The organism is Coleofasciculus sp. FACHB-712, assembly GCF_014695635.1.
In the GTDB taxonomy this organism is placed as follows: domain Bacteria; phylum Cyanobacteriota; class Cyanobacteriia; order Cyanobacteriales; family FACHB-T130; genus FACHB-T130.
On sequence record NZ_JACJOQ010000403.1, the window covers coordinates 25,436 to 37,949 of the forward strand.

14 protein-coding genes are annotated in these 12,514 nt (G+C 44.2%); 13 read left to right on the forward strand and 1 reads right to left on the reverse strand.

The window, feature by feature from the left end:
- The first annotated feature begins 65 nt into the window (after positions 1–65).
- From H6F50_RS11955 to H6F50_RS12015, 13 genes are all read left to right on the forward strand, one after another.
- Complete coding sequence (locus H6F50_RS11955; RefSeq protein WP_190412200.1) at positions 66–650, forward strand: YqeG family HAD IIIA-type phosphatase; 585 nt, start codon at positions 66–68, stop codon at positions 648–650.
- A 45-nt stretch (positions 651–695) separates the two neighbouring features.
- The gene (locus tag H6F50_RS11960) at positions 696–1,043 is read left to right on the forward strand and encodes an SMR family transporter (protein ID WP_190412201.1); all 348 of its coding nucleotides are present in this window, start codon (positions 696–698) and stop codon (positions 1,041–1,043) included.
- A gap of 308 nt (positions 1,044–1,351) precedes the next feature.
- The gene (gene rfbF, locus H6F50_RS11965) at positions 1,352–2,125 is read left to right on the forward strand and encodes a glucose-1-phosphate cytidylyltransferase (protein ID WP_190428867.1); all 774 of its coding nucleotides are present in this window, start codon (positions 1,352–1,354) and stop codon (positions 2,123–2,125) included.
- A gap of 53 nt (positions 2,126–2,178) precedes the next feature.
- Entirely contained in the window at positions 2,179–3,393 is a 1,215-nt protein-coding gene (gene lhgO, locus H6F50_RS11970) for an L-2-hydroxyglutarate oxidase (RefSeq protein ID WP_190428868.1), read from the forward strand.
- A gap of 11 nt (positions 3,394–3,404) precedes the next feature.
- A complete protein-coding gene (locus H6F50_RS11975) occupies positions 3,405–4,454 on the forward strand; it encodes an SDR family oxidoreductase (RefSeq protein ID WP_190412204.1) in 1,050 nt (349 codons plus the stop codon).
- A complete protein-coding gene (locus H6F50_RS11980; RefSeq protein ID WP_190428869.1) occupies positions 4,441–5,682 on the forward strand; it encodes a class I SAM-dependent methyltransferase in 1,242 nt (413 codons plus the stop codon). The genes H6F50_RS11975 and H6F50_RS11980 overlap by 14 nt, the downstream gene beginning before the upstream one ends.
- The gene (gene rfbC, locus H6F50_RS11985) at positions 5,679–6,227 is read left to right on the forward strand and encodes a dTDP-4-dehydrorhamnose 3,5-epimerase (RefSeq protein WP_190412206.1); all 549 of its coding nucleotides are present in this window, start codon (positions 5,679–5,681) and stop codon (positions 6,225–6,227) included. The genes H6F50_RS11980 and rfbC overlap by 4 nt, the downstream gene beginning before the upstream one ends.
- A gap of 104 nt (positions 6,228–6,331) precedes the next feature.
- Positions 6,332–7,273 (forward strand): hypothetical protein, encoded by a 942-nt coding sequence (locus H6F50_RS11990; protein ID WP_190428870.1) that lies wholly within the window; start codon positions 6,332–6,334, stop codon positions 7,271–7,273.
- 313 nt (positions 7,274–7,586) lie between these two features.
- Positions 7,587–8,864, forward strand: a complete 1,278-nt coding sequence (locus H6F50_RS11995; protein ID WP_190428876.1) for a DUF4910 domain-containing protein — start codon at positions 7,587–7,589, stop codon at positions 8,862–8,864.
- Between the two features lie 31 nt (positions 8,865–8,895).
- The gene (locus H6F50_RS12000; protein ID WP_190428871.1) at positions 8,896–9,621 is read left to right on the forward strand and encodes an SDR family oxidoreductase; all 726 of its coding nucleotides are present in this window, start codon (positions 8,896–8,898) and stop codon (positions 9,619–9,621) included.
- Between the two features lie 287 nt (positions 9,622–9,908).
- The gene (locus H6F50_RS12005) at positions 9,909–11,129 is read left to right on the forward strand and encodes a glycosyltransferase family 87 protein (RefSeq protein WP_190428872.1); all 1,221 of its coding nucleotides are present in this window, start codon (positions 9,909–9,911) and stop codon (positions 11,127–11,129) included.
- A 124-nt stretch (positions 11,130–11,253) separates the two neighbouring features.
- A complete protein-coding gene (locus H6F50_RS12010; protein ID WP_190428873.1) occupies positions 11,254–11,427 on the forward strand; it encodes a hypothetical protein in 174 nt (57 codons plus the stop codon).
- Positions 11,428–11,439: 12 nt separating this feature from the next.
- Positions 11,440–11,985 (forward strand): hypothetical protein, encoded by a 546-nt coding sequence (locus H6F50_RS12015; RefSeq protein WP_190428874.1) that lies wholly within the window; start codon positions 11,440–11,442, stop codon positions 11,983–11,985.
- A gap of 44 nt (positions 11,986–12,029) precedes the next feature.
- Here H6F50_RS12015 and H6F50_RS12020 read toward each other — a convergent pair.
- The coding region (locus tag H6F50_RS12020) for a hypothetical protein (RefSeq protein WP_190428875.1) at positions 12,030–12,514 on the reverse strand (485 nt) is incomplete at its 5' end.

Consider the following 12,514-nt stretch of genomic DNA (forward strand, 5'->3'; position numbering starts at 1 on the left):
TTTGAGTTGTTAGTCTCTGAACTTGTTGTGGCTGAACTTGTTGTGGCTGTGAGTGAAATGACCAAATGTTAAACCGAGTGTCTCTGTTCTTTTCCCGCTCTGTTAAACAAAAATCTAAAAAACCGGCTGTCAACCAGGGGCCTTACAGTTTTCCGAGAGAGGCGTACAGCTTGGCAGCCATAGAGCTTGACTGGCTAAAGCTTTGCGGAATTCAAGGGATTATTATCGATTTAGACAACACCATTGTTTCTGAAGACGATCGCTACGTGTCTCCTGGTGCCGAAGCTTGGATCGAACAGGCAAAATTACAAGGATTTCAATTTTTCATTCTCTCGAATGGCAAGCGCCGGTATCGGGTAAAGGCTTGGTCCCATCGTTTAGAGATTCCAGCAATCAACCCAGCCAAGAAACCCTTTCCTTTTGCCTTCCGTAAAGCCATCAAATATATGCGGCTTAAACCAAAACAAGTTGTCGTTATTGGTGATAGCCGTCATACAGATGTGTTAGGGGCATGGCTAAGCGGCTGTGCGAGCATCCAAGTTGCCACGCTTCCTCATCCCTTTCGATGGTGGGAAAAACTCCTGGGAAAACGAGTCCAAACACCGTGGCCTAACGACCGCGAGCTTTGGGATTTTGATTCTTTTTATTAAGCGATGGCTTAAGCAAGCTGAATATCCAAGAAAGTGTCGTTGTTTATGTTAGCTAATCTTCTATTTCCTTTTTTAATCTTGCTGACCGTTGGCTTAAATACTCTCGCACAAACATTGTTAAAATTGGGAGCCGGTCAAAATCCCTTAAATCTTTACTTGCTGGGTGGGATTTTAGTTTATGGTCTCAGTACAGTTTTCTATATTTTAGTTTTGGGGAAGTTTAATTTATCAGTTGCTTATCCAGTGGTGATTGGCTTAACGGTGGTAGCAACGACGATTGCCGGAGCAGTTATTCTCAGGGAGAAGGTTTCTCCGGTTGATTGGGTGGGAGTGGGATTGATGATCAGTGGAATTTGCGCGATCGCTTTTGGCAGATTGTCTTCAATAACATAGTTAGTATTCTATCGGCAACCTTCTAGGCTACTGCTCTAGCCTACAAGCTTGAATCGCAAAATTAGTCGATTTTGCGATTTTTTTGCTGTTTTTATGAGTTAAAAATTTAAAACTACTAGAGGCTCAACTTTTTAAAGTTTTAATAAAGACCCTCTATTTGTTTACTGTATCTTTACAGATATCTCAGTATTTTCCGCTTAGAATATTTAATTAGAGAAAATTGATTTTTTCGACTAAGAATACATTTCTATTATACATGAATCTATCTAAAGGTATAGATTCATTTTCATGAAAAAAGAGGCGATCGCATGAAAGCAGTGATACTAGCTGGAGGGCTTGGAACTCGACTCACGGAAGAAACCACAATCAAACCAAAGCCGATGGTGGAAATTGGTGGACGACCTGTGCTGTGGCATATTATGAAAATTTACGCAGCTTATGGAATCAACGATTTCATTATCTGCTGTGGTTATAAAGGCTACGTAATTAAGGAGTATTTTGCCAACTACTTCTTACATATGTCCGATGTCACGTTTGATATGCGGTTTAACCAAATGAATGTGCATTGTGGCTATGCCGAACCCTGGCGAGTCACGTTGGTAGATACCGGAGATCAAACGATGACCGGAGGACGCTTAAAGCGAGTCAGAGAGCATATTGGGAATCAAACCTTTTGCTTTACTTATGGAGATGGCGTAGCGAATGTCAATATTCAAGAGCTAATAGACTTTCATCGAGAGCAAAAGTGTTTGGCAACCTTGACTGCAACTCAGCCACCGGGACGTTTTGGAGCGATTTCTTTAGAACCCGATCAACATAAAATTACCACTTTTCGGGAGAAGCCTGAAGGGGATGGTGCTTGGATTAATGGGGGTTACTTTGTTCTAGAGCCGGAAGTCATTGATTATATTGAAGATGACACCACAATTTGGGAGCAAGAACCCCTGAAAAAATTATCTCAAGATGGACATCTGGCTGCTTACAGACATCCTGGTTTTTGGCAACCAATGGATACTTTACGAGATAAAAACTACCTAGAAGAACTTTGGAAGAGTGGGAATGCTCCTTGGAAAGTTTGGTAACAAATTTTTAGGATAAACACTCATCCATTTCAGTTGCAGGGGCAAGAATTCTTATGTATGATTTTGCAATTATTGGCGGCGGGATTGTTGGACTTTCTACAGCAATGGCTTTGGGCAAACGCTATCCCTCTGCCCGTATAGTGGTGCTGGAAAAAGAGAGCCAGTGGGCGTATCATCAAACCGGCAATAATAGTGGCGTGATTCACGCTGGCATTTATTACAAACCAGGAAGTTTCAAAGCTAAATTTTGCCGAGAAGGAAGCCGCTCAATGGTAGAATTCTGCCGAGAGCATGGCATTGCACACGAAGTCTGCGGCAAAGTAATTGTGGCAACGGAGGAAAAAGAGCTGCCACGATTAGAAAGCCTCTATCAACGCGGCTTGGAAAATGGGTTAAGGATTAGCAAGATTAGTGCAGAGGAAGTCAAAGAAATTGAACCTCATGTCGCCTGTATCGCGGGTATTCGGGTGTACGCAACCGGGATTGCCGATTACAAGCAGGTGGCTCGGAAATATGCTGAGCTAGTTGAAGCCCAAGGTGGAGAACTTCGCCTCAATACCAAAGTTGAGAAAATTGTTGGAACGGGGGAGAATCAGGTACTTGAGACAAATAACGGCACGTTTGAAACGCGCTTTGTCATCAATTGTGCCGGACTGCATAGCGATCGCGTTGCCAAATTAGGAAACGTCGATCCACAAGCGAAAATCGTCCCTTTCCGGGGAGAATACTACGAACTCACGCCACAAAAACGCTATCTCGTCAAAACCCTGATTTATCCGGTTCCTAACCCAGATTTTCCCTTCCTAGGCGTTCATTTCACCCGGATGATTGATGGAAGCGTCCACGCAGGACCCAATGCTGTTCTCAGCCTCAAGCGTGAAGGCTACAAAAAGACAGACTTTAATCTGCGGGATTTTGCGGAAGTGATGACTTATCCCGGTTTCTGGAAATTGGCAGCAAAACACGCCGACGAAGGCATTCAGGAAATTATTCGTTCCTTCAGTAAAGCCGCCTTTGTGCGTAGCTTGCAAAGGCTGATTCCGGAAGTGCAGTCGGATGACCTAATTCCCACCCACGCTGGGGTTCGCGCTCAAGCTTTGATGAACGATGGCAAGTTAGTAGACGACTTTTTAATTGTTAAAGGCGATCGCTCTGTCCACGTTTGCAATGCGCCTTCCCCCGCGGCTACCTCTTCCCTGGAAATTGGCAAAGCAATCGTAGAGCAAATTCCGGAACCCCAACCCCTACAAACAACTGTTAGCGTTTAGGAATTGAACGAATGAAAGTATTAGTAACAGGAACAGAAGGCTATCTCGGCTCGTTACTCGCGCCCCTTTTGATGAAACGCGGACACGAAGTGATTGGGGTAGACACCGGCTTCTACAAAGTAGGTTGGCTGTATAACGCCACCGATTTAACTGCCAAAACTCTCAACAAAGATTTGCGGCACATCACACCAGAAGACTTAGAGGGGGTCGAGGCAATCGTTCACATGGCAGAACTTTCCAACGATCCCGCCGGACAACTCTCACCCAATATCACCTACGACATTAACCATAAAGGTTCAGTTCGCCTTGCCAATCTAGCGAAGGCAGCGGGGGTGCGGCGCTTCGTTTATATGTCTTCTTGCAGCGTCTACGGCGTCGCCACAAAAGATGATGTGACTGAAGAATCTCCTGTCAATCCCCAAACTGCTTATGCAGAATGTAAAACCTTCGTAGAAAGAGATGTCAAACCACTCGCCGATGACAATTTTTCTCCGACCTTTCTGCGAAATGCCACCGCTTTTGGGGCATCCCCCAGAATGCGTTTTGATATTGTTTTAAACAACTTGGCGGGCTTAGCTTGGACAACGAAAGAAATCAAAATGACCAGCGACGGAACTCCCTGGCGTCCGTTGGTTCACGCCCTTGATATCTGTAAGGCAATTATCTGCACCCTAGAAGCGCCCCGTGACATTGTTCACAACCAAATTTTTAACGTCGGGGACACCGCTCATAACTATCGAGTTAAAGAAATTGCGGAAATTATTGCCTCAGTCTTCCAAGGATGCCAGTTAACCTTTGGAGAAAATGGCTCGGACAACCGCAGCTATCGAGTTTCTTTCGAGAAGATTAACAAAACCCTACCGGGATTTAAGTGTGAATGGGATGCCCGACGGGGTGCCCAGCAGTTATTCGATTTGTTCAAGCAGATTGATCTGACTGAAGACATCTTCTTGTTCAGAGGGTTCACTCGCTTGAAGCAGCTAGAGTACCTAATTCGCACCCAACAAATTGATCGAGATTTTTTCTGGAGTAAGGAGTTATTAAATCATGGCGATCGCTAAGTGTCGTTTTTGCAGCAAATCCCTTGAGCATACCTTTGCCGATCTAGGGATGTCACCCATTGCCAATGACTACCTAACACCAGAACAGCTGCGTCGGGCAGAAAAAAGTTACCCACTTCATGCCTATGTTTGCGAAAGTTGCCTTTTGGTGCAGCTAGAAGAGTTTGAATCTCCCGATCATATCTTTGGGGATGGAGACTACGCTTACTTTTCTTCTTACTCAGACAGTTGGTTGCGTCATGCCAAAGCTTACACGGACTTGATGGTAGAAAGGTTTGGGTTTGACAAAAATCATCAAGTCATTGAAATTGCTAGTAATGACGGCTACCTGTTGCAGTATTTCCATGAAAAGGGAATCCCGGTTTTAGGAATCGAACCAGCGGCAAATGTAGCAAAAGTCGCAGAGGAAAAAGGAATTCCCAGCTTAGTCAAGTTCTTTGGGGTGGAAACAGCTAAGGAACTGGCAGCAGAGGGGAAGCAAGCCAATCTGTTGTTGGGCAACAACGTCCTCGCCCACGTTCCGGATGTGAATGATTTTGTAGCGGGAATGAAGATAGCCTTGAAGCCAGATGGCATCTTGACAATGGAATTTCCCCATTTGTTACAGCTGATGCAGCAAAATCAGTTTGACACAATTTATCATGAGCATTTTTCCTACTTCTCCTTCTTAACCGTCGAAAAAATCTTTGCCGCTCACGGTTTGACCTTATTTGATGTCGAAGAAATCCCGACTCACGGCGGTTCGCTGCGAATTTACGGCAAGCATGACAATGCGGCTGAGCCAGCCATGAGCGATCGCGTCAATCAATTAAAATCCAAGGAAACCCAGGCAGGCTTAGATAAGATAGACACCTATCTGACCTTTGGAGAAAAAGTCAAAGAAACCAAGCGCAAGCTACTGACTTTTTTGATTGAAGCGAAACAACAAGGGAAAGCGATCGCAGGGTATGGTGCCCCAGCCAAAGGCAATACCCTCCTAAATTATTGTGGAGTTCGCACAGACTTTGTTGATTTTACGGTAGATCGCAGCCCTCACAAGCAAGGAACCTTTCTACCCGGCACTCATATCCCCGTCCTCAACCCCGACGAAATCCGCGAAAAACAGCCTGACTACCTGCTAATTTTGCCTTGGAACCTCAAAGAGGAAATTATGCAGCAGATGGCATTTATTCGAGAGTGGGGAGGCAAATTTGTAGTCCCAATTCCAGAAGTGCAAGTTTACCTATGATATTCACCGAAACCAAACTCAAGGGTGCCTTTATTATTGACATAGAGCAACGAGAAGATAATCGAGGATTATTTGCTCGGACTTTTTGTGCCAATGAATTTGCAGATCGTGGATTAAAGCCAAACGTTGCCCAATGCAACCTATCCGTGAACTACAAAAAAGGGACGTTGCGGGGTATGCATTATCAAGCAGCCCCCGCCAGCGAAACAAAATTAGTTCGCTGTACCCGTGGTGCCATATACGATGCAATCGTCGATATGCGTCCAGAATCGCCCACGTATTTGTGTCATGTTGGCATCGAACTAACCGCTGAAAACCGACGTGCCCTGTATATTCCTGAAATGTTTGCCCACGGTTTCCAAACCCTAACCGATGACGCCGAAGTGGTATATCAGATGAGCGAGTTTTATACACCAGGGTATGAGCGCGGGCTGCACTATGACGACCCCATCCTGGGGATTGAATGGCCCTTACCCGTCAGTGAAATTTCCGAAAAAGATTTATCCTGGCCTTTGTTCAGCTCTTATGTTCTTGTCGGGGCATAATTTTTTTCTAACTATTGAGCGAGTTGTTCGATACAGAACTACCCGCTCAATGTTTGGATAATGTAGAGTGAATGGAGCGCTACAACCCTTAAGGAAATAGCAAAGTGAACACAATCTTTTTCGATTCTGATGTTAACGATGAGGTGAGGCGAAAACATCTTTTCAACGGACAGATTTTCGTCTTCTCACCCCGTCCAAGTGCGATCGCGCTGTGCGAATTAGCTCGCGAACTCACCCAAGAAGCGTTTGGTTCTCTAGATCCACGAGAAGCACAATTTAGCCTCCCCGTCGAAAAGTTTGTGGAGATTGTCGCTCCGCTCAAGCCCAGATTTATCCATCACCCCAAGTCAAAGCAGCTGATTCGGGAACTGCTAGAGGATCTTGGCTGCGAAATGAACAAAACCTATTTCGACGTTCCGCGCATGAGGGTTGTGTGTGATGGCACCTACCTCAACGCAGGGGTTGCTTATCCGCTGCACCCGCATCGTGATACCTGGTACGCCGCTCCCCTCTGCCAAATGAACTGGTGGCTTCCCATCTACGACTATGAATCCGAGAGTTCGATGGCATTTCAGCCCCGCTACTGGAGCCAGCCAGTAAAAAATGGCTCTAGCGAGTACAACCACTATGAGTGGAACCGAGAGGGGCGGAAAAACGCCGCCCAGCACATCAAGAAAGATACCCGGAAGCAGCCCCGCCCATTAGAACACGTCGATCTCGATCCGCAGATCCGAGTCGTTACCAAACCAGGCGGAATCATCCTCTTCTCTGGCGCACAGCTGCATTGGACAGTGCCCAACACCTCCGGACGCACGCGCTTTAGCATCGACTTCAGAACCGTACACCTCGACGATGTTATCGCTAAGGGTGGCGCACCGAATCTCGACTCCGCGCCTCAGGGCACTACGCTCAGAGAACTCATGCGGGGTAGCGATCTCGCTCGCATTCCTGATGACATCATTGCGCTCTACGAAAACGAGCCACCACCCAGTGAGGAGGGGCTTGTGTTCCAACCTCCAGCGGAAGTCCTAAACTCTGTTCGTTAGAAGTTAACGAGCATTCAGCGAACACTTCCAGATCCAGATGATGCCCTCTTCGGTTTAGGATCTCCCCCAATCCCTTTTTAAAAGGCAATTGGGGGGATCTCCGAGAGCTGAAATGACCGACTCAGATGTATTGCCATCTGATGCAGCAATTAACAACCCTGTAAAGGTCGCTAAAATCAGTGCTAACTTTACGGGTGCTGAAGCTAGTATTAAGGACGTTCGAGTTGCCCTTGATTTTTTGCAAAAGAGGCTTAAAGTTGTGAACCTCACCGATCTGAAGAGAGTTCTTAACCCTAATGAGATTGGCAACGAGATGTACCAGGCGATCTCAAAGCTATATCCGATTTGCCGCAGTATTACAGGAAATGGCTTTCGAGAAACTCTCAAGATTATTCAAGAACTCATTCCTTTAGAAATTCACGAGGTACCGACGGGAACGGAAGTGTTCGACTGGACGGTTCCGAAGGAGTGGAACATTAAAGATGCCTACATCAAAAATTCTCAAGGTGAGCGAGTCGTAGACTTCCAAAAATCTAACTTGCACGTTGTCAATTACAGCGTGCCGGTTCGGAAAAAAATGCCCTTCCAGGAACTGAAAGAACACCTGTTTACCCTACCAGACACTCCTGAGTGGATTCCTTATCGGACTTCTTATTATAAAGAAACTTGGGGTTTTTGTTTGAGCCACAAGCAATTTTTAGAACTAAAAGATGAAGAGTATGAAGTCTGCATTGATTCATCTTTAGAACCAGGAAGCCTGACTTATGGCGAGTATTACATCAAGGGAGAAAGCCCAGACGAAGTTTTAATCTCCTGCCATGCTTGTCATCCATCTCTCTGCGACGATAATCTATCGGGCATCGCTCTAAGTGCCTATTTAGCAAAACATCTCAGCTCGATTTCTCTGAGATACTCTTACCGATTTCTATTTATTCCGGGAACGATTGGTTCCATTACTTGGCTGTGTTTAAATGAAGCCCAAGCCCAAAAAATTAAACACGGATTGGTACTAACATGTGTGGGAGATCCAGGCAAAGTTACTTATAAGAGAAGCCGCCAAGGTGATGCTCAAATCGATAGAGCCAGCCTTCACGTTTTAAAGCATTCGGGGCAAGAGCATGAGATTATAGATTTCTTCCCCTATGGCTACGATGAGCGGCAGTATTGTTCGCCGGGGTTCAATCTGGCTGTGGGTTGTTTTATGCGATCGCAGCACGGTGAGTTTCCCGAATACCACACATCGGCAGATAATCTAGATTTTGTGCAACCGCAATATCTGGCTGACTCATTCTCTAAATGTTTGTCAATTTTCCACGTTTTGGAAGGCAATGGGACTTACTTAAATCAAAATCCTAAATGCGAGCCGAGACTGGGAAAAAGGGGTCTATATAAAGGAATTGGCGGGCAGAAAGAGGGGGCACTGAATGAAATGGCAATTTTGTGGGTTTTGAATTTAGCCGATGGCAATCATACCTTGCTAGACATAGCAGACAGGTCGGGTTTAGCATTTGATGAGATTAAAAGAGCAGCAGATGCTTTACTAGAACATGATTTATTGAAAGAGTGTTTGAAATCAGCAGCCGTCAGCTGAGATTAATCTAAATCCTTGCATCCAAAATTGAATGTCAGCCTTAAAAGACCAAATTGCAGTTGTAACGGGAGCGAGTAGCGGAATTGGCAAAGCGATCGCTCTCGGTTTGGCAGCACAAGGAGCAACGCTTTGCTTGGTGGGACGTAATTTAGAAGCGCTAGAGGCAGTTGCCGAAACTGCTAAAGCAACTGCATCCAAAGTTCTGCTGTATCAAGTTGACCTGACACTAGACGAAGACATTCAGCAGCTAAAAACTCGTCTTGAGCAAGATGTAGGAGAGGTTGATCTGCTCGTTCATAGTGCTGGCGTTATCACCTTAGGACACATGAAAACTGCCTCTCTGGAAGACTTTGACTGGCAGTACCGTGTCAATGTTCGCGCTCCTTATGCGCTGACACAAGCCTTATTGCCGATGCTAACAGTTCGTCAGGGTCAGATCGCTTTCCTCAACTCGACCGTGGGTTTGAATGCCAGAGGCGGGGTGGGACAATATGCTGCAACCAAGCATGCACTGAAAGCGATCGCTGACAGTCTGCGAGAAGAAGTCAACGCAGATGGCGTGCGCGTTCTCAGTATCTACCCCGGACGCACTGCTAGTCCCATGCAAGCATCGGTTCAAGAGATGGAGGGTCGAGAATACCAGCCAGATCGCTTGCTGCAACCAGAAGATGTAGCCGCCGTGGTACTCAATGCCCTCAGTTTGCCCCGCACCGCCGAAGTAACTGACATCAACATTCGACCTTTGAGAAAAGCTTAAATTTCCTTCAGGTTCATAGAATCAAAGACACATTTGGGTAATAACCAAAGGCTTAATAGGCGTCATAATCCTCAACTTTATGTTTTCACGAGCTGAGATATCATTTGTCTGACCTTATCTTCAGAACTTTTTATAGCATTTATAGGAGTTAAATCAGGTTTTCTATGAAAAATTACTTGATTTTCATTCTTTTAATCTTAGGGGCAGTTGGGCTAAATAGCCTTGCTGATAAATACTTAAAAAAGCGATGGAATTTATGGTTAGGCTATGGATTCCCTGTCTTACTTATGATGCTATTTTTATGGAATATTTCTAATCCACCTGCACAAAATTTATTTGCTGACTTTGACAAAGCTTATTACCCAGCGGGTCGTCTTGTACTAGAAAATCCCCCAAATTTATACCTACCAGATAAAAATTGCTTAGGACAACCTGATTGTCCGGCTGGGACTTTTGTAAATATTCCAATAATTGCCTATTTATTTACTCCTTTTTCATTGTTAAGTAAGCAAAATGCCCACATTTTGCTGATGTTTTTAAGTGGCATTGCGATTCTCTTCACTTACTATTTACTAATCAAGCTAGGCGAACTAACAACCGAAAAACAAAAAATCGCCCTACTCGGACTATTTGCGATCAATGGTCCTCTTTATTACAATTTGCGAGAAGGAAATTCGACTCATTTTGTCTTGTTGTTGCTAATCGCAGCTTTTTTTTGCATCCAGGCTAAACGCGAAATTTGGACGGGTGCGCTCTTAGCGATCGCTGCTTTGATTAAAATTCCCTTGTTCCTTTTTGGTGTTTACTTTGTAATGAGAAGTCGATGGCGAGTAGTGGCGGGGTTTAGTGCAGCGCTACTGGCAATTGTCGGAGCATCAATCCTTTTGTTCGGTTTCGATTTACATCAGACTTGGTTTGAGATGTGCATTCAGCCTTACGCTGGAAAGCCAATCGCCGCCTACAACAGTCAGTCACTTGATAGCTTCTTAGCTCGTTTGCTAACTGACGGTGGTCTTACTAAGTGGCTGCCTCTAGAGGTAGGATTGGGGTTCAAACTGGTGCGGTACGCATTGCTCTCACTGCTGTTTGGTGCGACTATTTGGATTTGCTGGCGCTCAAAAAAACCTGTCACATTAGAAGAAGAAAACTTAGAGCTTTCTGTTGTCCTTTGTTTAGCACTGCTTACAAGTCCTATCTCTTGGACTCACTACTATCTATTGTTACTACTACCTTTATCTCTCTATCTAGGCAACAAATTAGCAGTCCCTAATAAACGGCTTTGGTCTAGCCTAATAATATTAGGCATTTTATTGATATCGTTGCCCGTTACCTATACTCTGGCTTACTTTAAACCTGGAAATGCTCAATTTATCAGCTTTTTAGTATCCAGGGTGTTTATCTCTCATTACTTCTTCGGCGGCATCTTACTACTGGGAGTCTTATTGGCTGCTCAATGGCAGAATTCAAAACGCTTTCAGCAATCTCAAAGTAGTCTTGGTTCTCTGTAACCTGCTTTGTGACCATGCTTTATGGCATTAATTATTAAGGTGTCAGTATGATTGTTTTTGTTATACCGCTCAGAAGTCACCAATCTTCAAATTCTTGGGAGCGCGTTCTTAAGTTATTTGAAAGATGTATCAAGTCAATCTCAATCAAACTTCACCAGATTTTAGGGCGATTATTGTTTGTCACAAAAAGCAGAATATTGAGTTGAATCATCCTCACATTACCTACATTGAAGTAGATTTACCACCGCCAAATCCAGCTTTAAAGAACTGCGGCTATGGAGAAATAGAAAGCTCCTGATTTGGCATATAAGTGTTTAGACAAGTTGCAAAAAGTGATGACAGGTTTCATCTATGCTCAACAGCTAAAACCCTCTCATATAATGCTATTGATGCCGATGACTGTGTAAGTAAGTATTTGGCAGAATTTGTTAATAAGCATCCTCAATCTAATGGATGGTTTGTAGATAAGGGCTATGTATATCAGGAGGGTAGCCAACTCATATATTACAAAAAATATGCTTTCAATAGATCGTGTGGAAGCTGCCGAATTGTCCGGTACGATTTGTATAATTTGCCTGAAAAGATGGAAGATGCCAAGCTAACTTCTCTTATTCGCCTTGATTCTCATAAATTAACCGAGATTAAGCAGGGAGAAAGACTTAAGCAATTACCCTTTGAAGGTGCTGTTTATATTATCGGAAATGGAGAAAATATTTATCAGACAGGTTTCGACACCTTCTTTGGTGCTAAGGCGGGAATCACGTTAAGCCTTCGCTCTTGGATAAGAGAAGCCTTCAATTATCGATTTATAACGAAATCAATTCGTAGCGAAGTTGGCTTATATAAACTGAACTAGCAATTCTAAATAAGCCTTACAAGGAAAAATAGTTATAAAGCAGTTCATTCATTTGATAGGTTGCGCGATCGCATTACTTCTTTTTCGCATACGTCCCAAAAATAGAGAATAATATTCACTAAGCCTAATATCTTGCTTCCGTCTTCTAAAATAACTGGAGTTCCTTCACCCTTAATAGGCAATAAGTCCGCCATACCAGAGATTATAAATAAACTAAACCCGACTAGCAACAGAATATAGGGCGTTGATAATATTCTGCGCCAAAATGCAACGATATAGCTCACTAAACCAAGACCGTATAGGGAATACATAATTACCTTTGGGATACCCACTAATAAATCCAGCGTCAACGTGAGCCGAAATATATCATCCAGTAGAAAGATAGTCAGCGCAATCGCAGAGAAGAAGATAAATGGATCGCCTTTGTGACTATGACGAATTCTTTTTAGTAAGGTAAAGCTAAATAAACAGATCGTTAAAGAGATGCACCAGAGGATTTCTGAAAAGTGAGTGAAAAGAGCCAGGTAAG

Bases quoted from the DNA above. Each gene is read 5' to 3' on its own strand.
- rfbF (WP_190428867.1), top strand. From the start codon at position 1,352: ATGAAAGCAGTGATACTAGCTGGAGGGCTTGGAACTCGACTCACGGAA.
- H6F50_RS11995 (WP_190428876.1), top strand. From the start codon at position 7,587: ATGTACCAGGCGATCTCAAAGCTATATCCGATTTGCCGCAGTATTACA.
- H6F50_RS12000 (WP_190428871.1), top strand. From the start codon at position 8,896: ATGTCAGCCTTAAAAGACCAAATTGCAGTTGTAACGGGAGCGAGTAGC.
- H6F50_RS12010 (WP_190428873.1), top strand. From the start codon at position 11,254: ATGTATCAAGTCAATCTCAATCAAACTTCACCAGATTTTAGGGCGATT.
- H6F50_RS11960 (WP_190412201.1), top strand. From the start codon at position 696: ATGTTAGCTAATCTTCTATTTCCTTTTTTAATCTTGCTGACCGTTGGC.
- H6F50_RS11955 (WP_190412200.1), top strand. From the start codon at position 66: ATGTTAAACCGAGTGTCTCTGTTCTTTTCCCGCTCTGTTAAACAAAAA.
- lhgO (WP_190428868.1), top strand. From the start codon at position 2,179: ATGTATGATTTTGCAATTATTGGCGGCGGGATTGTTGGACTTTCTACA.
- H6F50_RS11980 (WP_190428869.1), top strand. From the start codon at position 4,441: ATGGCGATCGCTAAGTGTCGTTTTTGCAGCAAATCCCTTGAGCATACC.
- H6F50_RS11975 (WP_190412204.1), top strand. From the start codon at position 3,405: ATGAAAGTATTAGTAACAGGAACAGAAGGCTATCTCGGCTCGTTACTC.
- H6F50_RS12005 (WP_190428872.1), top strand. From the start codon at position 9,909: ATGATGCTATTTTTATGGAATATTTCTAATCCACCTGCACAAAATTTA.
- rfbC (WP_190412206.1), top strand. From the start codon at position 5,679: ATGATATTCACCGAAACCAAACTCAAGGGTGCCTTTATTATTGACATA.